Here is a 21,944-nt window from a genome sequence, read left to right on the forward strand (position 1 = left end):
CGAACGTTTCGTTCGGTGTGATGCACCAGAGGGTGGCGTTTGCAGGCAGGGCGCACCTTTATTGTTCTCAAGGGCCTCATCGCGGGCAAGCCTTGCTCCCACAAGTGCGCCCGCGATACCTGTAGGAGCAAGCCTTGCTCCCACAAGTGCGCCGCGATACCTGTGGGAGCAAGGCTTGCCCGCGATGGCGGCATCAAGACGTCGAACATTTGTTGTCTTGTTGGTCAGCATTTTGCATTGATGCTGCACAGCCAACCTCACAACAAAATGGAGTTCGAGTTCATGCACAAACGCCCCTTGAAGCAGTTGCTTTGCGCCGTCGTCGCAGCCGTCGGCCTGGGCGCCGGCCTGAATGCCAGTGCCGCCGACCCGCTGAAGGTCGGCTTCGTCTACATCGGCCCGATCGGCGACCACGGCTGGACCTATCAGCATGAACAAGGACGCAAGGAGCTGGCGGCGAAATTCGGTGAGCGGATCACCACCAACTACGTGGAAAACGTGCCGGAGGGGGCCGACGCCGAGCGGGTGATCCGCAACATGGCCAAGGACCAATACGACCTGATCTTCACCACCTCCTTCGGCTACATGAACCCGACGCTGAAAGTCGCCAAGCAGTTCCCCAAGGTGATCTTCGAACACGCCACCGGCTACAAGCAGGACAAGAACTTGGGCACGTACCTGGCCCGCACCTACGAAGGCCGCTACGTCGGCGGTTTCCTCGCGGCCAAGATGACCAAGACCAAGAAGATCGGCTACGTCGCCTCCTTCCCGATCCCGGAAGTCATCCGCGACATCAACGCCATCCAACTGGCCCTGAACAAATACAACCCCGGTACCGAGATCAAGGTGGTGTGGGTCAACTCCTGGTTCGACCCGGGCAAGGAAGCCGACGCCGCCAACGCGCTGATCGACCAGGGCGTGGACGTGGTCTTCCAGCACACCGACAGCCCGGCGCCGATCCAGGCCGCCGAACGACGCGGCGTCTATGCGGTGGGCTACGCTTCGGACATGGCTCACTTCGGACCCAAGGCGGTGCTGACGTCCATCGTCAACGACTGGGGCCCGCATTACATCCAGGCGACCCAGAGCGTGCTCGACCACAACTGGAAATCCCAGGATTACTGGGGCGGCCTGAAGGAGGGCACGGTGAAGCTGCCAATCAGCGACCTGGTGCCGGCAGCGGTCAAGGGCGAAGCCGAGCAGATCATCGCCGACATCGAGAGCGGCGCCTTCCACCCGTTCACCGGCCCGATCAAGGACCAGGCCGGCGTCGAGAAAATCCCCGCGGGCGCGAGCGCCAGCAACGCGGAACTGGCGTCGATGAATTACTACGTCGAAGGCATGAAGGCCGAGATTCCCAAATAGCTCCCAAACCCACCTCAATACCTTTTGTGGGAGCGAGCTTGCTCGCGATTACGGACCGACATTCAATATCTGTATTGGCTGGCCCACCGCGATCGCGAGCAAGCTCGCTCCCACATGGGGCTCCTATTTCAAGTCAGGACAGCCGCATGAACAGCCTGCCCATCATCGACATCAGCCCGCTCTACGGCGATGAACCCGACGCCTGGCAAGCCGTCGCCGGGCAAATCGACCGCGCCTGCCGCCAGTGGGGCTTTTTCTACATCAAGGGCCACCCCATCAGCCCGGCGCGCATCGCCGAGGTGCTGGGCAATGCTCAACGCTTCTTCGCCCTGCCCGTCGAAGAAAAGCTCAAGATCGACATCACCCAGACCCGTCACCATCGCGGCTACGGCGCCGTCGCCACGGAACAACTGGACCCGACCAAGCCCAGCGACCTGAAGGAAACCTTCGACATGGGCCTGCATTTGCCGGCCGATCACCCCGAGGTGCTGGCGGAAAAACCCCTGCGCGGCCCCAACCGACACCCCGACCTGAGCGGTTGGGCAACCCTGATGGAGCAGCATTACCGTGACATGCAGGCGCTTGCGCAAACCCTGCTGCGGGCAATGACCCTGGCCCTGGGCATCGAACGGGACTTTTTCGATACGCGCTTCAACGAGCCGGTGAGCGTGCTGCGCCTGATCCATTACCCACCCCGCGATGCCGCCAGTTGCGCCGAACAGCAAGGTGCCGGCGCTCATACCGATTACGGTTGCATCACCCTGCTCTACCAGGACGCCGCCGGCGGCCTGCAAGTGCGCAACGTCAACGGCCTGTGGATCGACGCGCCGCCTATCGACGGTACCTTCGTGGTCAACCTCGGCGACATGATGGCGCGCTGGAGTAACGACCGTTACCTGTCCACGCCGCATCGGGTGATCAGCCCGCTGGGAGTGGACCGTTATTCGATGCCATTCTTTGCCGAGCCGCACCCCGATACGCTGATCCAATGCCTGCCCGGTTGCCAGGATGACGCCCACCCGCCAAAGTACCCGACCACCACCTGCGCCGAATTCCTGCTCTCGCGCTTCGCCGACACCTATGCTTACCGACGGGAGCCCCACGCCGTGTAGTGGATCAGCCGGTCAGGTTTTACCCGACAGGGCAGCCAGCCCCCTGTAGAATGCCCGCCATCGCTTCGCTGATGAGAAAAGACCATGTACGACTGGCTGAACGCCCTGCCCAAGGCTGAACTGCACCTGCACCTGGAAGGCTCCCTGGAACCCGAGCTGCTGTTCGCCCTGGCCGAACGCAACAAGATCGCTCTGCCATGGAACGACGTCGACACCCTGCGCAAGGCCTATGCCTTCAACAACCTCCAGGAATTCCTCGACCTGTATTACCAGGGTGCCGATGTGCTGCGCACCTCCCAGGATTTCTACGACCTGACCTGGGCCTACCTGTTGCGCTGCAAGGCGCAGAACGTGATCCACACCGAACCGTTCTTCGACCCGCAAACCCACACAGACCGTGGCATCCCGTTCGAAGTGGTGCTCAACGGCATCGCCGCCGCCCTCAAGGACGGTGAGCAGCAACTGGGCATCACCAGCGGCCTGATCCTGAGTTTCCTGCGCCACCTGAGTGAAGAACAAGCCGAGAAAACCCTCGACCAGGCGCTGCCGTTCCGCGAGGCCTTCGTAGCCGTGGGCCTGGACAGTTCGGAGATGGGCCATCCACCGAGCAAGTTCCAGCGAGTCTTCGACCGCGCGCGCAACGAAGGCTTCCTGACCGTCGCCCACGCCGGCGAAGAGGGCCCGCCCGAGTACATCTGGGAAGCCCTGGACCTGCTGAAGATCCAGCGTATCGACCATGGCGTGCGAGCCATCGAAGATGAGCGACTGATGCAGCGGATCATCGACGAGCAGATTCCATTGACCGTATGCCCACTGTCCAACACCAAGCTGTGCGTGTTCGACGACATGTCGCAGCACAACATCCTCGACATGCTCGAACGCGGAGTGAAGGTGACGGTGAACTCCGATGACCCGGCCTACTTCGGCGGCTACGTCACCGAAAACTTCCATGCCCTGCACACCCACCTGGGCATGACCCAGGACCAGGCCAAGCGCCTGGCACAGAACAGCCTGGATGCGCGGCTAGTAAAACCTTAGGCCAGACAATCAACCCTGTGGGAGCGAGCTTGCTCGCGATGGCGGTACATCAGTCGACATCAATGTTGAATGCCGGACCGCTATCGCGAGCAAGCTCGCTCCCACAGTTTTTTTATCGCCTGCAAATCCACGGTTGGACACAGATCCAATTGTGGGAGCGAGCTTGCTCGCGATGGCGGTGCATCAGTCGACATCGATGTTGCATGCCGGACCGCTATCGCGAGCAAGCTCGCTCCCACAAGGGGGATTGTGTTTAGTCGGCAGCGGTCGCTTCACTCAACTCCTCCAGCGTCTTGCCCCGGGTTTCCATCCCGAACACCCAGACCACCCCCGCCGCCACGGCGAAGCACAACGCACCCAGGGCGAATACGCCACCCTGGCCGGTGATGGGAAACACCAGCCCGGTCACCAGCGGGCCAAGCAGCGAACCGATACGACCCACCGCCGAAGCGAAGCCCGAACCCGTGGCCCGCGCCGAGGTGGGGTACAGCTCCGGCGTGTAGGTGTAGAGCACCGCCCACATACCAAACAGGAAAAACTGCATCAGCAACCCGGTGCCGATCAACAGGCCGACGTTGCCGCCAAACACCGCGCTCTGTCCATACAGAAACGCCATCACCCCGCCGCCCAGCAAGGTGATGATGCACACCGGCTTGCGCCCCCAACGCTCCACCAGCCAGGCCGCCATCAGGAAGCCGGGAATCCCGCCCAGGGAAATCAGCACGGTGTAATACACCGACTGGGTCACGGCGAACCCCGACTGCTGCAACAACGCGCTGAGCCAGGACGTCAGGCCATAAAAACCGAGCAAGGCAAAGAACCAGACGCTCCAGATCATCATCGTGCGCTGGCGATACAGCGGCGACCAGATCTGCGCCAGGGCCGAAAAGAAATTGCCCGGTGTGCTCTCGACCCTCGGCAGGCGGATCGGCTCCGGCAGCTCACGCCGTCCCAGTGAAGCCCGGACCTTGTCTTCGATTCGCTTGAGCACCGCGTCCGCTTCATCGCCCCGTCCGGCCTGCTCCAGCCAGCGCGGCGACTCGGGAATGAAGAAGCGAATCGCCAGGACAAACACCGCCGGCACCGCCAGCACCAGGAAGATGTCGCGCCAGCCGATCACCGGCAGCAGAAAATACGACAGCACCCCCGCCGCCACGAAACCCAGCGGCCAGAAGCCGTCCATCAAGGCGATGTAGCGCCCTCGACGCTTGGCCGGGATCAACTCCGAGAGCATCGACTGGGCAATCGGAAACTCCATGCCCATGCCGATCCCCAGCAGGATACGAAACAGCGTCAAGGTCTCGACGTCCTGGGCGGTGGAGCACAGGTAACTGGCGATGCCCCACAACACGATGCTCCACTGGAACACCGGCTTGCGCCCGAAACGATCGGCCAGCATGCCCGACAGCGACGCACCCAGCACCATGCCGAAAAAGCTGGAGCTGGCGAGCAGACCGGCCTGGGCAGTGCTCAGACCGAACTCGGCTTTGATCGAGCCCAGCAGGAACGTCATCATCGCCAGGTCCATGGAGTCGAAGAAAAACGCCAGGGCGATGATGATGAAAATCACCCGGTGATACCCGCTGATGGGCAACCGCTCCAGGCGTTCCGCCGCGCTGTAACCGTGAGTGTCCATGCTGCCGTCTCCCCAATCCGAAAAATTCCCCGGACCGAGTGTGCGCGAACCTTGCAGGCGGCTATTGCTGAATACGACCTGTCGACAGCCCTGAGCGACGCGCCAGGCGAGTTCCCTAGAGCGCCATCTCTACGGCATCCTGCCGGGCGAACCGGTGGATTTCCTGCTGGCCGAGCGTCGTCACCTGCAAGGCCCGCGAATCGTTGGGCAAAGTCAGCCAACCCGACTGCATGAACAGTTGCAGCACCGCTGCCCCCAGTGCGCCACCCAGATGCGGACGACGCTCGCTCCAGTCCGGGCAAGGGCAGGCGACACGGGCGTTGCGATGGGCCAGGGCCTGGATGAACAGGCCACGCTCGGCCAGTTGATTGGCGCCCTTGTGCGTGACGATCACCCGTTGTTCGAACTGCTCGATCCACCCTGCGTCGAGCAGGCGCTGGTAGAGATCGGCCGCCAGGGTTCCCCCCAAGTGATCGTCGCACAGCCTGGCCCGCATCAACGAAGCGGGGGCCGACGGGGCCTTGGTCGGCATGACCCGGCGCTTGAAGACATCCGGAATCTGCCGGGGCGTACTGACCAGGGTCGCGCTGGCCAGCGCTTCGACGGCCGCGCCGATTTCAGGCGCGGCCAGGCGGAAAAACCGCTTGCGACCCCGGGCTTCGACTTTCAACAGGCCGCCGGCGGACAAGCGCCCCAGATGCGCATTGGCCGAGGACGGCGACAACCCGGCGAGCAACGCCAACTCTTCGGCCTGGCGGGCCGTGCCGTCCATCAAGGCCCACATCATTGCGCTGCGCTTGGGGTCAGCCAGCAGCGTGGCGATCTGGCTGATGCAAGGTGCATGTTCCATGTATTCACTCCCTGTTGAATCATTCGTCTACTGCTCTGGCGCAGGCGGTCGTTAGTATAAGCGCGACAATCGAGCTTTCCTGTCCTCCGGAAACCTTTGGAGGCGATTGTTCATGAGGGAAAAGTCTCTATTTGCGCGCGACTAATGGCCGGCCCCCGTTGGGAGTGGAAATCGAGTCGTCAACTCACCGCAGCGAGCCTGGAGCATGTCCCGCAGAAGATTGATGGGTTTGCTCAATTGCGCCCGGTGGGCACACAGCAGATTGAGGGGCGCGCGTTCGCATTGCAGGTGCGGCAAGAGGATTTTCAAGCGCCCGGCCAGCACGTCGGTGGACACATCCAGCCACGATTTATAGGCGATCCCGGCCCCCGCCACCGCCCAGCGGCGCACCACGTCGGCGTCGTCACTGAAACGGTCGCCACTGACGGTGAGGCTCACCTCCCGCTTGCCGTCATGAAAAGCCCATCGGTCATGGACCCGGCTGCCCAGCATGTACAACAGGCAGTTGTGTTGGGCCAGTTGTTCCAGTTGATGAGGTTCGCCCTGGCGAGCCAGATAATCCGGTGACGCGCACAGCACTCGATGGTTGTCCGGGGCGACAGGCAAGGCCACCAGGCTCGAATCTTCCGGCTCGCCATAACGCAGGGCGATGTCCACCGGCTGCTTGAACAGGTCGGCGATGCGATCGCCCAGTAGCAGTCGCACCGTCAGCCCGGGATGCTCGCGCTGGAACGCATCCAGCCAGGGCAACAGCAGGTTGCGTCCCAGGTCCGACGGCGCGGACAACTGCAACACCCCGCTGACCTGGTCCTGGCCGCTGGTCAACAAGCGCCGGCCTTCGTCAAGGCTGCTCAGTGCGGCCCGGGCATATTCGAGAAAACCCTCGCCTTCGGCCGTCAGGCGCAAGCTGCGGGTAGAGCGGGCCAACAGCCGGGCGCCGAGGTGCTGCTCGATCCGTTTCAACGCGGCACTGGCCACCGCCGCCGACAGGTCCATGACCCTGGCCGCGGCCGAAAGACTGCCCAGGTCCGCTGCCCGGACAAACAATTGCAAGTCATCGAAGCGAAGCATCACGCGCCCATTATCAAAAAAGTATTGAAAGAGCCTGTTGTTTTAGCCGGTTTTATCTCGACTATAAATAGCTAAACATGGACTTCATCGAAACTCACCTCACGGAGCCGCTTCATGAAAGCCATTGCCTACTACCACTCGCTACCCATCACCGACCCACAATCGCTCCAGGACATCGAGCTGCCGGAACCCGTCGCCGGTCCCCGGGACCTGCTGGTGGAGGTCAAGGCCATTTCGGTCAACCCGGTGGACACCAAGGTCCGCCAGAACGTCCAGCCCGAAGATGGCGTCGCCAAGGTGCTGGGCTGGGACGTGGCCGGCGTGGTCAAGGCGGTGGGCAGCGAAGTCACGCTGTTCAAAACCGGGGACAAGGTGTTCTACGCCGGTTCCATCGCCCGGGCCGGTGGCAACAGCGAATTGCACGTAGTGGATGAACGCATTGTCGGCCACATGCCCAAGACCCTCGGTTTCGCCGACTCGGCAGCGCTGCCATTGACGGCCATCACCGCCTGGGAATTGTTGTTCGAGCGCCTGCACATCCAGGAAGGCCAGGACAACCAGGACCAGAGCCTGTTGATCGTCGGTGCCGCCGGCGGCGTGGGGTCGATCCTGACGCAACTGGCCAGCCAACTCACCGGACTGAAGGTGATTGGCACCGCGTCCCGCGCGCAAACCCAGGAATGGGTGCGCAACCTGGGTGCCGACCTGGTGATCGACCACAGCCGCCCCTTGAGCGAAGCATTGAAGGAAGCAGGCCAGCCCCAGGTGACTCACGTCGCCAGCTTGACCCAGACCGACCAGCACCTGGACCAACTGGTCGAAGCCCTCGCCCCCCAGGGCAAACTGGCACTGATCGACGATCCCAAGGCGCTGGACGTGACCAAGCTCAAGCGCAAGAGCCTGTCGTTGCATTGGGAATTCATGTACACCCGCTCGCTGTTCGAAACGGCCGACATGCTTGAACAACACAAACTGCTCAACCGCGTGGCCGCGCTGATCGACGCCGGCACACTGAAGACCACGGTGGGCGAGCATTTCGGCACCATCAACGCCGAGAACCTGCGCCGGGCCCACGCCTTGCTGGAAAGCGGCCAGTCCAAGGGCAAGATTGTGCTTGAAGGCTTCTGACCCAAGACAGACACGATGATGGCCTGGCGCTTGTGGGAGCACAGCTTGCTCGCGATGGAGGCGCCGCGGTTCTCTATAAAACCGCGTCACCCTTTCTCGCGAGCAAGCTTTGCTCCCACAAAACCCATGCCGTCAGTCCGAGAATTGACCGTTGTCACAACTCCGATCGTATTCGGGTCTACACTCGAGGCCTTTGCAACGTAATCTTTTCGTGAGGAGGTCAGCAATGAAGATCCTGATAAAAGAAGTGGCAAAAAACCAATGGCAAGTGCGTCTTGACCGGCACGTCGTCACCTTCCGTACCGAGGCCGAAGCCCAGGCTTTCGCCACAACCTTGCAGGCGCGGATCCTCGCGCCCCATCATTTCCCCGAACAGCAGCAGCGCGCGGCCGGCTGAGTCAGCCCTCGCGACTGGCCTGGGCCAATGCCCGGGCATTTTGCAGGCGACGAGTCAGCATCGCCGCGCTCACCACCAACAGCCCGCAAAGGCTGATGACCAGCGCCATTGGCACGGCGGTGCCGTTATGCAGCGCCGCCACCAACGCGGCTGCCCCGGCGGCGACGGAAAACTGCAGGCATCCCAACATCGCCGAAGCACTGCCGGCCCGGGCGCCCTGCCCGTTCATGGCGCAGGCCGAGGCATTGGGCAGGATGCAACCCAAGCTGGCGATGCAGATAAACAGTGGAACCAGCAGCGGCCACAACTGCGCAGGTTGCAATGAACTGACGGCCAGCAGGCTCAGCCCCGCGCCCAGGTAGACCCATACCGCGCGGCTCAGCAGGAACGCCGGGCCGCGCTTGGACAGCAGCCGGGCGTTGACCTGGGCGACCAGGATGAAGCCCGCCGCGTTGGTGCCGAACAGCCAACCGAAATGTTCAGCCGGTACACCATAGAGCTTGATGAAGACAAAAGGCGAACCGGCGATGTAGGCAAACATCCCGGCGATAGCGATGCCCCCCGTCAGCGCATGGCCGAGGTAGACGGAATCGGTCAATAACCGACCGTACTGGCGCAAGGCGCCCGACAAGGGTTGTCGAGGGACATGATCCGGCAGGCTTTCCGGCAGCCACAGGGCCACGGCCGTCGACGCCAGCGCACTGAACACGGTCAGGGCAATGAAGATCGATTGCCAGCCATGCAGGTTCACCAACAGCCCACCGAGCATCGGCGCGAGAATCGGCGCCAGGCCCATCACCAGCATCAGTTGCGAAAACACCTTGGCCGAACCCACCGCGTCGCATTTGTCGCTGACCACCGCCCGGGAAATCACCATCCCGGCGCATCCGCCCAAGGCCTGGACGAAGCGGGCACCGATCAGCCATTCGAGGTTCGGCGCATAGGCGCAGGCCAGGGACGCCAGGGTGAACAAGCCGACGCCCGTCAGCAGCGGGATGCGCCGCCCGAAGCGATCCGCCACCGGCCCATAGGCCAGTTGCCCGATGGACAAGCCGAGGAAATAGGCCGCCAGGGTCAACTGGATGTGTTTTTCGTCAGTACCGAAGGCGGTGGCCATCGCCGGAAAGGCGGGCAGGTAGAAGTCGATCGCCAAGGGACCGAAAGCGCTCAAGGCGCCAAGAATCAGAATGGTGCGAAAGTTCATCGGGCGTCCAGCTCAGGCGTCGTTCGACAGCCCGACAGTCTAGCCGTGCCGGGCGCTCTTGAACATTCCGATAGGTCGCTAACGATTAAAAAACTTCAGGCGGGGCTGACCTCATAGCCTTCTTCCTTGATGACCGCGAGCACGGCATCGGCCGCCAATGAGCTCTGGACCCGGACGGTCTTGGCACCCAGGTCGACTTGCACGTCCGCCGCCGGATCCTTGGCCTGGACAGCCTGGGTGATGGCCTTGACGCAGTGACCGCAGGACATGCCCTGAACATTGAATGTTTGCATGAGATGACTCCTTGGGATTGAGGTTGCCGCCAGTCTCAAGCTTGCCATCATGGCAAGGTCAAGTTCTGACAAAAACTGCCGGGCTGGCAATCGGCGTCGCCCTCAGCCAAGCTGCACACATCAAGGATTTCACACCGGAGGTTCAGCCATGCGCTGGTCAGCGTTCAGCCTGTTTTGCATGCTCGGTTTTTCAGCGATGGCGCCCCAGGCCTCGGCCGTCGGCGAAGACTATGGCGTGTTGATCATTTCCCGTGAGCGCCTGGAAGTGGCGACCAGTTGCGAAATCGGCATCTACATCCAGGATCAACTCTCGGCCAGGCTGTTCCAGGAGCAGAGCACCTCGTTCAACCTGCCGCCGGGCCAGTTTTCCTTGCGCCTGAAATTGCTGCCGGGACAGGCGCCGGGTTGCAACCCGGGCATGCTCGCGCCAGGGTCGCAGAACATCACCCTCAAGGCCGGTGACATCTTGAAGTTCCGCATCGCCATGAACGAACAAGGTATGTACCTCAAGCAGGCTGGGCTCGGTTACTGACACGCCACTTGCCCCGGTGGGCAAGCTTTGTGGGAGCAAAGCTTGCTCGCGATCCAGGCGCCGCGGTCACTCAAGAGACTGCAGTGCTTTCATCGCGGGCAAGCCTTGCTCCCACAGAGCCAGATCCCATATCAGGGAGCGGCAACCCTTTTTGGATTGGCGCTTGACCTTGCCAGCATGGCAAGGTTGATCCTGTAGTCATTCACTACAGGGAGCGTGACCGATGTCCGAATCCACCACATTCGATCTACCCATTGCCGGCATGACCTGCGCCAGCTGCGCCGGGCGGGTCGAGCGAGCCTTGAGCAAAGTCGCCGGTGCCAGCGCCGTCAGCGTCAACCTGGCGACGGAACTGGCGCGTGTCCAGGCCCCCGAAGGCAGCCTGCCGGCCTTGAAGCAGGCCGTCGAACAGGCAGGCTATAGCGTTCCCGTGCACACCCTGGAACTGAACATCGAAGGCATGACCTGCGCCTCCTGTGTCGGCCGGGTCGAACGGGCCTTGGGCAAGGTCGACGGTGTGAACAGCGTCAGTGTCAACCTGGCCAACGAGCGGGCTCACCTCGAACTGCTCGGCCAGGTGGATGCGCAAACCCTGATCGATGCGCTCAAGCGCGCCGGCTATGACGCCACGGTCTGGCAGGCCGAGCAGGTCGCCGACACGCAGAACAACCGTCTGAACCGTGAACGCCTGGCCCTGGTGCTGGCGATTCTGCTGTCGGTGCCGTTGGTACTGCCCATGGTGCTACAGCCATTCGGTGTGCATTGGATGCTCCCGGCCTGGGTGCAGTTCGCCCTGGCGACGCCGGTGCAGTTCATCTTCGGTGCGCGTTTCTACGTCGCCGCCTTCAAGGCCGTGCGGGCCGGTGCCGGGAACATGGACCTGCTGGTGGCCCTGGGCACCAGCGCTGGCTACGGCTTGAGCCTGTATGAATGGGCGATCGCCCGTCCCGGCAGCATGCCGCACTTGTATTTCGAGGCTTCGGCCGTCGTGATCGCCCTGGTGTTGCTCGGTAAATACCTGGAAAGCCGCGCCAAGCACCAGACCGCCAGCGCCATCCGCGCCCTCGAAGCCTTGCGCCCGGAACGGGCGATCCAGGTGATCGATGGCCAGGAGCGGGACGTTGCCATCAGCGCCCTGCGCTTGAATGACCTGGTGCTGGTCAAGCCCGGCGAACGCTTCCCGGTGGACGGCGAAGTGCTGGAAGGCCAGAGCCACGCCGACGAAGCGCTGATCAGCGGCGAAAGCCTGCCGGTGCCCAAGCAGCCCGGGGACAAGGTCACCGGCGGCGCCATCAATGGCGAAGGCCGGTTGCTGGTCCGCACGCAAGCCCTGGGCACCGAAACCGTCCTGGCGCGCATCATTCGCCTGGTGGAAGACGCCCAGGCCGCCAAGGCACCGATCCAGAAACTGGTGGATAAAGTCAGCCAGGTCTTCGTACCGGTGGTGCTGGTACTGGCCCTGGCGACGCTCATCGGTTGGTGGCTGTACGGTGCGCCACTGGAAACCGCGCTGATCAACGCCGTCGCCGTGCTGGTGATCGCCTGCCCCTGCGCCCTGGGCCTGGCGACGCCCACGGCGATCATGGCTGGCACCGGCGTGGCGGCGCGCCACGGGATTCTGATCAAGGATGCCGAAGCCCTGGAACGCGCCCATGAAGTCACGACCGTGGTGTTCGACAAGACCGGCACCCTGACCTCCGGCACCCCGCGTATCGCCCACTTGACCGCCCTGGACGGGGATGAAGACGCGCTGCTGAAAATGGCCGGCGCACTGCAGCGCGGCAGCGAACACCCGCTCGCCAAAGCCGTACTGGACGCCTGCACCGAGCGCGGCCTGGATGTGCCGGATGTCAGCGACAGCCAGTCCCTGGCCGGACGCGGCATTGCCGGCAGCCTCGCCGGGCAACGCCTGGCCCTGGGCAATCGCCGTCTGCTGGACGAACTGGGCCTGAACCCCGGAACGCTGGCCGAATCCGCACAGGCTTGGGAAGCCGAAGGCCGTACGTTGTCCTGGCTGCTCGAACAAGGCGCGACGCCGCGGGTGCTGGGCCTGTTCGCCTTCGGTGACACCCTCAAGCCCGGCGCTCTCGCCGCCGTACAGGCCTTGAATGAACAGCACATCGCCAGCCATCTGCTCACCGGCGACAACCAAGGCAGCGCCCGGGTGGTGGCCCAGGCGCTGGAGATTTCCAATGTCCATGCCGAGGTACTGCCAGCGGATAAATCCGCCATCGTCCAACAATTGAAGCGCCACTCGGTGGTGGCGATGGTCGGCGACGGCATCAACGACGCCCCGGCCCTGGCCGCCGCCGACATTGGCATCGCCATGGGCGGTGGCACCGACGTGGCGATGCATGCCGCGGGCATCACCCTCATGCGTGGCGATCCGCGACTGGTACCGGCGGCGCTGGACATCAGCCGCAAGACCTACGCCAAGATCCGCCAGAACCTGTTCTGGGCGTTCGTCTATAACTTGATCGGCATCCCCCTGGCGGCGTTCGGCTTGCTCAACCCGGTGCTGGCCGGCGCGGCCATGGCCCTGTCGAGCGTCAGCGTGGTGAGCAATGCGTTACTGTTGAAGTTCTGGACACCCAAGCAGTTGGAGGACAAGCGATGAACATCGGCCAAGCGGCCCGCCAGAGCGGCCTGAGCGCGAAGATGATCCGCTATTACGAATCCATCGGCCTGCTCAAGGCCGCCCATCGCACCGACAGCGGCTACCGGGTCTACGGCGCCGATGACCTGCACACCCTGGCGTTCATCAAGCGCTCCCGCGACTTGGGGTTTTCCCTGGAAGAGGTCGGCAAATTGCTCACTCTCTGGCAAGACCGCCAACGCGCCAGCGCCGACGTCAAGGCCCTCGCCCGGCAACACATCGATGAGCTGAACCAGAAAATCCGCGAACTGGCCGAACTGCGCGACACCTTGCAAGACCTGGTAGAGCACTGCCACGGCGACCACCGTCCGGATTGCCCGATCCTCAAGGAACTGGCGTCGGGGTGCTGCAAGAATTGATGCCCACAAAGACCGGCGGTGGACATCAATGCTGTAAACAGCCGAAGCAAAACGGTGGGAGCGAGCTTGCTCGCGATGACGGCGGCACATTCAACATCGATGCAAGCGGCCCCACCGCTATCGCGAGCAAGCTCGCTCCCACACAGGAGGCCTGCGGTGGATAGAGGATTTTGCAGTGCCCACAAAAAACCCGGCCATAGGCCGGGTTTCTGTTCAGCCGATCATTGCATCCACGGCGGTGGCGGTTCTTCGGTCTTGCCGGGTGGGGCATCGTCGGCGGCGCGAACGGCCTGACGGCGTTCTTCATCCAGGCGGGCGGCCTCGATTTCACGCATGATCCCGCCGACATCCGCCAGTTCTTCCGGTTCGTCGAACTCGCCGGTCAGCACGCTGGCCGGGTGCAGGGTGCCCGCTTCGTACAGCGCCCACATTTCCTTCGCGTACTTGGTGCGCTTGAGTTCCGGGGCAAACCGGCCGAAGTAGGACGCCATGTTGCCCACGTCCCGCTCCAGCATGCTGAAGGCATGGTTGTTACCCGCCGCATCCACGGCTTGCGGCAGGTCAATGATCACCGGCCCCGTCGGCGTCAGCAGCACGTTGAACTCCGACAGGTCACCGTGCACCAGGCCGGTACACAGCATCAACACGATCTGGGAAATCAGATAGGCGTGATACTCACGGGCCTGGTCCGGCTCCAGCACCACATCGTTCAGGCGCGGCGCCGCATCCCCGTACTCGTCGGCCACCAGCTCCATCAGCAGCACGCCTTCAAGGAAGTCGTACGGCTTGGGCACGCGCACACCCGCGCTTGCCAGGCGGAACAATGCCGCCACTTCGGCATTCTGCCAGGCGTCCTCGGTTTCCTTGCGCCCGAACTTCGAGCCCTTGGCCATGGCCCGGGCCTGACGGCTGTTGCGCACCTTGCGGCCTTCCTGATACTCGGCCGCCTGACGAAAACTTCGCTTGTTCGCCTCCTTGTAGACCTTCGCGCAACGTAGCTCGTTGCCGCAGCGCACCACATAAACAGCTGCTTCTTTACCACTCATGAGTGGGCGCAGCACCTCGTCGACCAGACCGTCCTCGATCAGGGGTTCAATGCGTTTTGGAGTCTTCATCAGCTTTTATTGTGGGTCCTTTATTACCAAACACGCGAATGACAGTCGTTATACGGCAATCCATCCTCCACGGGGAGGGGTTGCCGACCTATGAACCTGTGATGCACACAATGTGCCGGATCAATCGACGGCGTCGAATCATAGCCGAGACCGGCGCTGGCGTTGGCAACTCAATACCCAGGTATTTGCGACAAGAGCTGACAGTCATGTCCACCGCCAGCCGTAGGCAAGTGCGCCGGCTCAATGCTTGAACAACTCCCCCGGTGTATACCCGAACATCCCCTTGAACGCGGCAATGAATGCGGACGTTGAATCATACCCACACGACAACGCGGCGCTGGTGACGCTGTCCCCTTTCTCCAAGGAGCCCAGGGACGATAACAAGCGCATGCGCTGGCGCCAGGCACGAAAGCTCAGGCCGGTCTCACGCTGGAACAGACGCATCAGGGTTTTTTCCGACGTGCCCAGACGTTCAGACCAGGCTTGCAAGGTGACGTTCTGTTCAGGCTGTTCGATCAATTCGTTACACAGCGCCAGCAAGCGGGCATGTCGCGGCAGCGGCAGGGAAAATCCCACTTCCGGCAACGTCGCCAACTGGTCCAGCAACACCTGCACCAGCCGTTCTTCCTGGGTATCGCCTTGGGGATAATCGACCGGCAACTGACAGAATACCTTGATCAACTCACGGGCCAGTGGCGTGACTTCCAGCACCCGACAGCGCTCATCGGCCCAGGGGCAGGCGTGACGATGGACATACAGGCTGCGCATTTCCGCCCGGGTGGAGGTCACCACCTGATGTTCCAGGTCGGCCGGGATCCAGATGCCCCGTTGTGGTGGGGCGAAGAAACTGCCGGCGGCGGTGTGTACGCCGAGAACGCCGCTGATGGCGTAGGAAAATTGCACCCAGTCATGACGATGGGCTTGCGTCCAGGAACCGGCGTTCAAGCTTTCGACGCGGGCATACAGCGGCCTCGGCAATTGCGCCAGGTCGGGGATACGTCGTTCCAGCTGCTGGTGTCCGTTAGGCGGCATTGATTGGCCTTATGTCGCAAGACGACTGATGAGGACGACGTTAGGCTAAGTCGACTTTTCTTACAACATGCGGTGCCCTATGCATATCTTCAGACACCTCAAACGCATGATGACCGACTGGTTCCTGTGCGGCATGGTGCTCGCCACGCTGCTGGCGTACTTCTTTCCCACCTTCGGCGCCACGGGCGGTGCCATGCATGCCGAATGGGTGGTCAACATCGGCATCTTCGTGGTGTTCTTCCTGCACGGGGTCAACCTGTCCGGCGAGCAGATCCGCCACGGTCTGAAGAACATCCGGCTGCACGTGATGGTGCAGGCTTTCACCTTTGGCGTATTTCCGTTGCTCTGGCTGCTCAGCAACTGGCTGCTGGGCAGCCATGTGCCGGCGCTGCTGATGCTGGGGTTCTTCTACCTGTGCGCCCTGCCCTCGACGATTTCTTCCTCGGTGGCCCTGACTGGCAGTGCAAAAGGTAACGTGCCGGCGGCGATTCTCAACGCGAGCCTGTCCAGCGTGCTGGGCATTTTCCTGACACCGTTGCTGGTCAGTTTCGTGGTCGGCAGCGGCGCCGGTGGCATCGACCTGGGTTCAACCTTGCTTGACCTGTGCATGATGTTGCTGCTGCCGCTGGTGCTGGGGCAGTTCCTGCGACGTTGGCTGGCCGGCTTTTTCGGTCGGTACAAACGCTACACCAGCGTCATCGACAAGCTGGTGATCCTGCTGCTGGTCTACGCGGCCTTCTGCAACTCGATGGTGTCCGGCATCTGGCGCCAGCAAGGCAACGGCGTGTTGCTCAGCGCAGTGGTGGGCAGTGCCGTGCTGCTGGCAATCATCCTGTGGGCGACCACCCGCACCGCCCGCGCCCTGAAATTCAACAACGCCGATGAAGTCGCCGCGGTGTTCTGCGCCAGCAAGAAATCCCTCGCCGCCGGGGTGCCGATGGCGGCGTTGATTTTCGGCAACCATCCCGGCCTGGGGCTGATTCTGTTGCCGATCATGATCTACCACCCGCTGCAGTTGATCGTCTGCTCGATCCTGGCCGAGCACTACGCCAACCAGCACAAGGCACTGGCGTCCCGCCAGGAGGGCGCCGTCGTCAACGCTCGATAATCGCCGTCACACCCTGGCCGGCGGCGGCGCAGATGGAAATCAACCCGCGACCTCGCCCGGCGGCGTCCAGCAACTTGGCGAGGTTGGCGACAATGCGCCCGCCCGTGGCGGCAAACGGATGCCCGGCGGCCAGGGAACTGCCCTTCACGTTCAACCGACCGCGGTCAATGGACCCCAGCGGCGCGTCGAGGCCCAGGCGGGTCTTGCAATAGTCCGGGTCTTCCCAGGCCTTCAGCGTGCACAACACTTGGGCGGCGAACGCTTCGTGGATCTCGAAGTAATCGAAGTCCTGCAAGGTCAGGCCGTTGCGCGCCAGCAACCGCGGCACGGCGTAGACCGGGGCCATCAGCAACCCTTCGGCGCCATTGACGAAATCCACCGCTGCCGTTTCACCGTCGCGCAGGTATGCCAGGATCGGCAGGCCCCGGGCCTTGGCCCATTCTTCGCTGCCCAGCAGCACCAACGAGGCGCCGTCGGTCAGTGGCGTGGAGTTGCCCGCCGTCATCGTGCCCTTGGCACTTTTTTCGAAGGCCGGCTTGAGGGAGGCGAGTTTCTCCAGGGTCAGGTCCGGGCGCAGGTTGTTGTCCCGGGTCAGGCCGAGAAACGGGGTCATCAAGTCGTTCTGCCAACCTTCGGCGTAGGACGCGGCCATTTTCTGATGGCTTTCCAGGGCCAACTGGTCTTGGGCCTCCCGGGGGATCTGCCAGGTCTGGGCCATCAATTCACAGTGCTCGCCCATGCTCAGGCCGGTGCGCGGTTCGTTGATACGCGGCAAGTCCGGCATCAGGTGCTGGGGGCGCAATTGCAGGAATACTTTGATTTTCTCAGCGGTGGTCTTGGCGCGATTGGCTTGCAGCAAGATCCTGCGCAACCCTTCATTGACCGCGATTGGCGCATCCGACGTGGTGTCGACGCCGCCGGCAATGGCGCTGTCGATCTGGCCCAGGGCGATCTTGTTGGCCACCAGCAGCACCGTCTCCAGCCCGGTGCCACAGGCCTGCTGTACGTCATAGGCAGGCGTCATCGGTGACAGCCGCGAACCGAGCACGCATTCGCGGGTCAGGTTCGTATCCCGGGAGTGCTTGAGCACCGCCCCGGCAGCCACTTCGCCGATGTGCAAGCCATGCAGGTTGTAGCGTTCGATCAGCCCCTCGAGGGCGGCCGTCAACATCGCCTGGTTGCTGGCGGTGGCATAGGGCCCGTTGGAGCGGGCGAAGGGAATGCGGTTACCACCGATGATCGCGACGCGGCGTAGTTGTGTCATGAAGAACTCCCCTGTAGGTCTGATGCACTAAGAAAACTCAACCGCCCCCCTGTGGGAGCAAAGCTGAACTGGTCAACTAATTTTGGACACCAGTTACGGTTTCATGCTGCCAGTTTCTCCATAGCTACCGGCGACCGGTAGTCGTTGTAGCTATGGAGTCTGACGTTGTTGTAACGCATCACATAACGCTGCACATCCACGCGGGCTTCATGCTCCGAGCTGTAGCCATCTTCTGGCACCCACTCTGACTTCAGGCTCCCAAAGAAACGCTCCATCGGGGCGTTGTCCCAGCACTCACCTTTGCGACTCATGCTTTGCAGGAGTCCATGCTTGCGCATTTCATTCCTGAATTTGTGGCTGGTGTATTGGCAGCCTTGATCGGAATGAAACAGCACCTCTTTTGGGCAACCTCGCAATTGCACCGCCATTCGCAACGCTTCGCAGGTCAGCGAGGCATCGGAAATCATTGAAAACGACCAGCCCACGATCCGGCGAGCAAACAGATCCAGCACCGCCGCGAAATACATCCAGCGCTTGCCGACCTTGATGTACGTCACATCGCCACACCACACCTGGTTGATCGCCGTGACATCAAACTTGCGCTTGAGCACGTGCGGCGCCACCAACGCTTCCACGCCGGAAGATTTGTACTTGTGCCGCCGGCGCTGACGACTGGCAACACCGGCTTCGCGCATCAAGCTGCGAGCCATATGCCGCCCGACACGATGTCCCTTTGCTTGCAGCTCCTTGGAAAGGGTGCGAGACCCCGCGGATGCTCTGGACTCCTTGTGATGCTCGACCAGCACGGCTTTAAGTTTCTCCCGCTCGGGCTTCACTTTGCCTTGGCGCTGACGCCAGGCGTAAAAGCTGCTGCGGTTGACTCCAAACGCCCGACAGCAATTGTTAACGCCGTACTGCTCGTCCAGCTCATTGATCAACGAGAATGATCTTTGGAGTCCAAAAGCAGGAGAGCACTGGCCTTTTTTAGGATTTCAATGTCCAGGTCTTTTTGCCTGAGCAACGCTTTGAGCTGCTGAATTTCACGCTGATCAGCGGTAATCGCCTTGGCGCCCACCGGGGTCGAACCCAAGCGTTCCTTGCGAACCTGATCGACCCAGCGGCGAAGCGCCGTGGGCCCAATATCCAGGCTGGCGCAGACTTCGGGAACCGACTGTCCCTCGTCCAGCACCATGCTGGCCGCCTTGAGTTTGAACTCACTGGAGTAAGATTTACGCATAACCAAAACACCTCAGATTTGGGCGCCATCATAGCGCCCGATTGAAGTGTCCAAAATCATTAGGCCAGTTCAAGCTTGCTCGCGATGCAGACACCGCGTTTTTCAGGTAGGTCGCGTCATCGTTCATCGCGAGCAAGCTTTGCTCCCACAGGGGTTCGGTGCCCTGGACAACGCGCTCCCGCTCAAGCTTAGGCTTTATCTCGCCGATCGAACGACTGATTGCCAATCATGGTCCACACTTGGAACCTCATCAGCCGGAGTGTGTTCCATGTCTGACCGTTATATCGACTTCGCCAATTCGCCCATTGGCCGGCGCATGGTCGGGTCCCTCGGCCTGCCATCGCCGGTACGCCTGGAACGCTGGCAGGCCGGGCGGCTACGGCCGATCGAAGGCGCCCTGCTGCTGGGCGGCGGGCCGTTGACCGAACAGATCGGCACGTTCGCCAAGCGCCTGACCGACACCATTTTCATCTACGGCGGCGAACCAACCGTGGCCACCGAGTGGATCCCCGGCCATGGCCCGAAAATCAAGGCAGTGGTGTACGACGCCAGCCATTTGGTGCAGACCGACCAGCTCAAGCAGTTGCGGGAATTTTTCCAGCCGCTGATGAAGAACCTCGACCACAGCGCCCATGTCGTCATCCTCGGGCGCGCGCCGCAAAGCCTTGGCGATCCATTCGCCGCCAGTGCCCAGCGGGCGTTGGAAGGTTTCAGCCGCTCCCTGGCCAAAGAGCTGCGCCACGGCGGGACGCTGCAACTGCTGTATGTCGGCGACGGTGCCGAAACCCAGTTGGAAGGTGCGCTGCGGTTTTTCCTGTCGCCCAAGAGTGCCTTCATTTCCGGGCAGGTCATTCGCCTCGACGCCTGTGGCACCCAGGTCCATGACTGGACGCGACCGCTTACGGGGCTCAAGGCACTGGTCACTGGCGCGGCCCGCGGGATCGGCGCCTCCATCGCCGAAACCCTGGCCCGCGATGGCGCCGACGTGATCCTGCTCGACGTCCCCCAGGCCAAGACCGACCTCGACGCCCTGGCGGCGCGTTTGAGCGGGCGCAGCGTCACGCTGGATATCTGCGCCGAAGATGCCCCCGCCCAGCTGATCGAGCACCTGCCCGACGGCGTCGACATCGTGGTGCACAACGCCGGCATCACCCGGGACAAGACCCTCGCCAACATGACCCCGGAATTCTGGGACGCCGTGTTGGCCGTCAACCTCAACGCCCCGCAAGTGCTGACCAAGGCCCTGCTCGACAGCGGCACTCTGCGCGACAATGGCCGGGTCGTTCTGCTGGCCTCCATCAGCGGCATTGCCGGCAACCGTGGGCAGACCAACTATGCGGCGAGCAAGGCCGGGCTGATCGGCCTGGCCCAGGCCTGGGCGCCGCTGCTGCAATCTCGGGGCATCAGCATCAACGCCGTGGCGCCGGGGTTCATTGAAACCCGCATGACCGCCGAGATCCCCTTCGCCTTGCGCGAGGCCGGGCGGCGCATGAGTTCCCTCGGCCAGGGCGGCTTGCCTCAAGATGTCGCCGAAGCCGTGGCCTGGCTCGCGCAGCCGGGCACGGGCGCCGTGACCGGGCAGGCCCTGCGGGTATGCGGGCAAAGCCTTTTGGGAGCATGACCATGACGATCCAATGGCATGAGGTCAGCAGCCCGCCATCCATGTCCGGGCTCTATTCAAAAGCGGCGACGCGGCGCAAGGTCACCGGAACGACCTTGCCCGAGGAAGGCCTGCGCCAGGTGCTTCAGGTCGACCCGCAACGGCTGGCGGCCTATCGCAAAGTGTGCGGTTTCGTCGATAACGGACTGCTGCCGCCGACTTATCCCCACGTCCTGGCGTTTGCCCTGCAGATGCAATTGCTCACGGGGCGGGACTTTCCCTTTCCGCTATTGGGGCTGATCCACTTGAGCAACCGCATTCGCGTAATGCGGCCCATGGGCGGGGTCGGCCAGGTGCGGGCCAGCGTCCATGTCGAGAACCTGCAAGCCCACCCCAAAGGCGCGGCATTCGACCTGGTGACCGGCCTCGATGATCAGTTGGGGCCCTTGTGGGAGGCCCGGAGCCAGATGCTGTGCAAAGGCGTCCAGCTTGACGGCGCGCTCGTGGACGAATCCCCTCAGGCCAGCCTGCCATTGATTGAAGTCGCGCGCTGGACCGCACCGGCTGACATCGGCCGGCAATACGCCAAGGTTTCCGGCGACTACAACCCGATTCACCTGAGCGGTATCAGCGCCAGGCTGTTCGGCTTCCCCACCGCCATCGCCCATGGCTTGTGGAACAAGGCCAGGACCCTGGCGGCGCTGGATAGCCACCTGCCCGAGGCCAACATCGAGATCGAGGTGACCTTCAAGAAACCGGTGCGCCTGCCCAGCGAAGTGACCCTGCTGTCCAGTGCGGCGGGCTCCAGTGGGCAACTGCAACTGGTGGGGAGCGGGGCGCTGGAACATATGCTGGGAGAGTGGCGGCCGGTCACCTGAGCAGGTCGATGGCATTCACCGCCACCCCCTGTGGGAGCGAGCTTGCTCGCGATGGCGCTGGGTCAGCTT

Annotated in this window: 21 protein-coding genes; 11 read left to right on the top strand and 10 right to left on the bottom strand. The window is 62.6% G+C overall.

Annotation, left to right across the window (positions count from 1 at the left end; genetic code table 11):
- Window positions 1-282: 282 nt before the first annotated feature.
- The 3 genes from AO356_RS08030 (at window position 283) to AO356_RS08040 (ending at window position 3,515) form a co-directional block, all read left to right on the top strand.
- The gene (locus AO356_RS08030; RefSeq protein WP_060743084.1) at window positions 283-1,365 is read left to right on the top strand and encodes a BMP family ABC transporter substrate-binding protein; all 1,083 of its coding nucleotides are present in this window, start codon (window positions 283-285) and stop codon (window positions 1,363-1,365) included.
- 146 nt (window positions 1,366-1,511) lie between these two features.
- Window positions 1,512-2,477 (top strand): 2-oxoglutarate and iron-dependent oxygenase domain-containing protein, encoded by a 966-nt coding sequence (locus AO356_RS08035; RefSeq protein ID WP_060739316.1) that lies wholly within the window; start codon window positions 1,512-1,514, stop codon window positions 2,475-2,477.
- Between the two features lie 84 nt (window positions 2,478-2,561).
- The gene (locus AO356_RS08040; RefSeq protein WP_060739317.1) at window positions 2,562-3,515 is read left to right on the top strand and encodes an adenosine deaminase; all 954 of its coding nucleotides are present in this window, start codon (window positions 2,562-2,564) and stop codon (window positions 3,513-3,515) included.
- Between the two features lie 253 nt (window positions 3,516-3,768).
- Here the strand turns inward: AO356_RS08040 and AO356_RS08045 are convergent, their stop codons facing one another.
- The 3 genes from AO356_RS08045 to AO356_RS08055 form a co-directional block, all read right to left on the bottom strand.
- On the bottom strand, window positions 3,769-5,151 hold the full coding sequence (locus AO356_RS08045) for an MFS transporter (protein WP_060739318.1): 1,383 nt from the start codon (window positions 5,149-5,151) through the stop codon (window positions 3,769-3,771).
- Window positions 5,152-5,266: 115 nt separating this feature from the next.
- Window positions 5,267-6,001, bottom strand: coding sequence for an ArsR/SmtB family transcription factor (locus AO356_RS08050; protein WP_060739319.1), 735 nt, complete (start codon window positions 5,999-6,001; stop codon window positions 5,267-5,269).
- A gap of 141 nt (window positions 6,002-6,142) precedes the next feature.
- Window positions 6,143-7,072, bottom strand: coding sequence for a LysR family transcriptional regulator (locus AO356_RS08055; protein ID WP_060739320.1), 930 nt, complete (start codon window positions 7,070-7,072; stop codon window positions 6,143-6,145).
- A gap of 114 nt (window positions 7,073-7,186) precedes the next feature.
- On the opposite strand from AO356_RS08055, the gene AO356_RS08060 reads away from it, so the two are divergent.
- Together AO356_RS08060 and AO356_RS32810 are read left to right on the top strand one after the other, a co-directional pair.
- The gene (locus AO356_RS08060) at window positions 7,187-8,200 is read left to right on the top strand and encodes a zinc-binding alcohol dehydrogenase family protein (RefSeq protein ID WP_060739321.1); all 1,014 of its coding nucleotides are present in this window, start codon (window positions 7,187-7,189) and stop codon (window positions 8,198-8,200) included.
- A 226-nt stretch (window positions 8,201-8,426) separates the two neighbouring features.
- Window positions 8,427-8,597, top strand: coding sequence for a hypothetical protein (locus tag AO356_RS32810; protein WP_170842341.1), 171 nt, complete (start codon window positions 8,427-8,429; stop codon window positions 8,595-8,597).
- Window position 8,598: 1 nt separating this feature from the next.
- On the opposite strand, the gene AO356_RS08065 is transcribed toward AO356_RS32810, so the two are convergent.
- Both AO356_RS08065 and AO356_RS08070 read right to left on the bottom strand, forming a co-directional pair.
- On the bottom strand, window positions 8,599-9,801 hold the full coding sequence (locus AO356_RS08065; protein WP_060739322.1) for a multidrug effflux MFS transporter: 1,203 nt from the start codon (window positions 9,799-9,801) through the stop codon (window positions 8,599-8,601).
- A 95-nt stretch (window positions 9,802-9,896) separates the two neighbouring features.
- Complete coding sequence (locus tag AO356_RS08070) at window positions 9,897-10,094, bottom strand: heavy-metal-associated domain-containing protein (protein ID WP_060739323.1); 198 nt, start codon at window positions 10,092-10,094, stop codon at window positions 9,897-9,899.
- Between the two features lie 148 nt (window positions 10,095-10,242).
- Here AO356_RS08070 and AO356_RS08075 point away from each other — a divergent pair, with 148 nt between their 5' ends.
- The 3 genes from AO356_RS08075 to cueR all read left to right on the top strand — a co-directional run bounded on the left by AO356_RS08075 (window position 10,243) and on the right by cueR (window position 13,641).
- Window positions 10,243-10,626: a hypothetical protein gene (locus tag AO356_RS08075; RefSeq protein WP_060739324.1), complete on the top strand. Its 384-nt coding sequence runs from the start codon at window positions 10,243-10,245 to the stop codon at window positions 10,624-10,626.
- A gap of 223 nt (window positions 10,627-10,849) precedes the next feature.
- Window positions 10,850-13,243 carry a heavy metal translocating P-type ATPase gene (locus tag AO356_RS08080; protein ID WP_060739325.1) on the top strand — a complete coding sequence of 798 codons (2,394 nt, stop codon included), beginning with the start codon at window positions 10,850-10,852 and terminating at the stop codon, window positions 13,241-13,243.
- Window positions 13,240-13,641, top strand: a complete 402-nt coding sequence (gene cueR, locus AO356_RS08085; RefSeq protein WP_060739326.1) for a Cu(I)-responsive transcriptional regulator — start codon at window positions 13,240-13,242, stop codon at window positions 13,639-13,641. Before AO356_RS08080 ends, cueR begins: the two co-directional genes overlap by 4 nt.
- Window positions 13,642-13,862: 221 nt before the next feature.
- Here cueR and AO356_RS08090 read toward each other — a convergent pair whose 3' ends face one another.
- Both AO356_RS08090 and AO356_RS08095 read right to left on the bottom strand, forming a co-directional pair.
- On the bottom strand, window positions 13,863-14,756 hold the full coding sequence (locus AO356_RS08090) for a PA4780 family RIO1-like protein kinase (protein ID WP_014336406.1): 894 nt from the start codon (window positions 14,754-14,756) through the stop codon (window positions 13,863-13,865).
- 240 nt (window positions 14,757-14,996) lie between these two features.
- Complete coding sequence (locus tag AO356_RS08095) at window positions 14,997-15,788, bottom strand: AraC family transcriptional regulator (protein WP_060739327.1); 792 nt, start codon at window positions 15,786-15,788, stop codon at window positions 14,997-14,999.
- A 79-nt stretch (window positions 15,789-15,867) separates the two neighbouring features.
- On the opposite strand from AO356_RS08095, the gene AO356_RS08100 reads away from it, so the two are divergent.
- On the top strand, window positions 15,868-16,896 hold the full coding sequence (locus AO356_RS08100) for a bile acid:sodium symporter family protein (protein WP_060739328.1): 1,029 nt from the start codon (window positions 15,868-15,870) through the stop codon (window positions 16,894-16,896).
- Here the strand turns inward: AO356_RS08100 and AO356_RS08105 are convergent.
- From AO356_RS08105 to AO356_RS33000, 3 genes are all read right to left on the bottom strand, one after another.
- The gene (locus tag AO356_RS08105; RefSeq protein ID WP_060739329.1) at window positions 16,883-18,160 is read right to left on the bottom strand and encodes an acetyl-CoA C-acetyltransferase; all 1,278 of its coding nucleotides are present in this window, start codon (window positions 18,158-18,160) and stop codon (window positions 16,883-16,885) included. The genes AO356_RS08100 and AO356_RS08105 overlap by 14 nt on opposite strands.
- A 101-nt stretch (window positions 18,161-18,261) precedes the next feature.
- Window positions 18,262-19,098, bottom strand: a complete 837-nt coding sequence (locus AO356_RS08110) for an IS3 family transposase (RefSeq protein WP_060739330.1) — start codon at window positions 19,096-19,098, stop codon at window positions 18,262-18,264.
- Window positions 19,095-19,352: a transposase gene (locus AO356_RS33000; RefSeq protein WP_237140769.1), complete on the bottom strand. Its 258-nt coding sequence runs from the start codon at window positions 19,350-19,352 to the stop codon at window positions 19,095-19,097. The genes AO356_RS08110 and AO356_RS33000 overlap by 4 nt, the downstream gene beginning before the upstream one ends.
- Before the next feature lie 313 nt (window positions 19,353-19,665).
- Here AO356_RS33000 and AO356_RS08120 point away from each other — a divergent pair, with 313 nt between their 5' ends.
- Together AO356_RS08120 and AO356_RS08125 are read left to right on the top strand one after the other, a co-directional pair.
- The gene (locus AO356_RS08120; protein WP_060739332.1) at window positions 19,666-21,018 is read left to right on the top strand and encodes a 3-oxoacyl-ACP reductase; all 1,353 of its coding nucleotides are present in this window, start codon (window positions 19,666-19,668) and stop codon (window positions 21,016-21,018) included.
- 2 nt (window positions 21,019-21,020) lie between these two features.
- Window positions 21,021-21,875, top strand: coding sequence for a MaoC family dehydratase (locus tag AO356_RS08125; RefSeq protein ID WP_060739333.1), 855 nt, complete (start codon window positions 21,021-21,023; stop codon window positions 21,873-21,875).
- The last annotated feature ends 69 nt before the right edge of the window (window positions 21,876-21,944 follow it).

It is taken from the genome of Pseudomonas fluorescens (assembly GCF_001307275.1).
GTDB classification, from domain to species: domain Bacteria; phylum Pseudomonadota; class Gammaproteobacteria; order Pseudomonadales; family Pseudomonadaceae; genus Aquipseudomonas; species Aquipseudomonas fluorescens_AA.

Bases quoted from the DNA above. Each gene is read 5' to 3' on its own strand.
- AO356_RS08030 (WP_060743084.1), top strand. From the start codon at position 283: ATGCACAAACGCCCCTTGAAGCAGTTGCTTTGCGCCGTCGTCGCAGCC.
- AO356_RS08035 (WP_060739316.1), top strand. From the start codon at position 1,512: ATGAACAGCCTGCCCATCATCGACATCAGCCCGCTCTACGGCGATGAA.
- AO356_RS08040 (WP_060739317.1), top strand. From the start codon at position 2,562: ATGTACGACTGGCTGAACGCCCTGCCCAAGGCTGAACTGCACCTGCAC.
- AO356_RS08045 (WP_060739318.1), bottom strand. From the start codon at position 5,151: ATGGACACTCACGGTTACAGCGCGGCGGAACGCCTGGAGCGGTTGCCC.
- AO356_RS08050 (WP_060739319.1), bottom strand. From the start codon at position 6,001: ATGGAACATGCACCTTGCATCAGCCAGATCGCCACGCTGCTGGCTGAC.
- AO356_RS08055 (WP_060739320.1), bottom strand. From the start codon at position 7,072: ATGCTTCGCTTCGATGACTTGCAATTGTTTGTCCGGGCAGCGGACCTG.
- AO356_RS08060 (WP_060739321.1), top strand. From the start codon at position 7,187: ATGAAAGCCATTGCCTACTACCACTCGCTACCCATCACCGACCCACAA.
- AO356_RS32810 (WP_170842341.1), top strand. From the start codon at position 8,427: ATGAAGATCCTGATAAAAGAAGTGGCAAAAAACCAATGGCAAGTGCGT.
- AO356_RS08065 (WP_060739322.1), bottom strand. From the start codon at position 9,801: ATGAACTTTCGCACCATTCTGATTCTTGGCGCCTTGAGCGCTTTCGGT.
- AO356_RS08070 (WP_060739323.1), bottom strand. From the start codon at position 10,094: ATGCAAACATTCAATGTTCAGGGCATGTCCTGCGGTCACTGCGTCAAG.
- AO356_RS08075 (WP_060739324.1), top strand. From the start codon at position 10,243: ATGCGCTGGTCAGCGTTCAGCCTGTTTTGCATGCTCGGTTTTTCAGCG.
- AO356_RS08080 (WP_060739325.1), top strand. From the start codon at position 10,850: ATGTCCGAATCCACCACATTCGATCTACCCATTGCCGGCATGACCTGC.
- cueR (WP_060739326.1), top strand. From the start codon at position 13,240: ATGAACATCGGCCAAGCGGCCCGCCAGAGCGGCCTGAGCGCGAAGATG.
- AO356_RS08090 (WP_014336406.1), bottom strand. From the start codon at position 14,756: ATGAAGACTCCAAAACGCATTGAACCCCTGATCGAGGACGGTCTGGTC.
- AO356_RS08095 (WP_060739327.1), bottom strand. From the start codon at position 15,788: ATGCCGCCTAACGGACACCAGCAGCTGGAACGACGTATCCCCGACCTG.
- AO356_RS08100 (WP_060739328.1), top strand. From the start codon at position 15,868: ATGCATATCTTCAGACACCTCAAACGCATGATGACCGACTGGTTCCTG.
- AO356_RS08105 (WP_060739329.1), bottom strand. From the start codon at position 18,160: ATGACACAACTACGCCGCGTCGCGATCATCGGTGGTAACCGCATTCCC.
- AO356_RS33000 (WP_237140769.1), bottom strand. From the start codon at position 19,352: ATGGTGCTGGACGAGGGACAGTCGGTTCCCGAAGTCTGCGCCAGCCTG.
- AO356_RS08120 (WP_060739332.1), top strand. From the start codon at position 19,666: ATGTCTGACCGTTATATCGACTTCGCCAATTCGCCCATTGGCCGGCGC.
- AO356_RS08125 (WP_060739333.1), top strand. From the start codon at position 21,021: ATGACGATCCAATGGCATGAGGTCAGCAGCCCGCCATCCATGTCCGGG.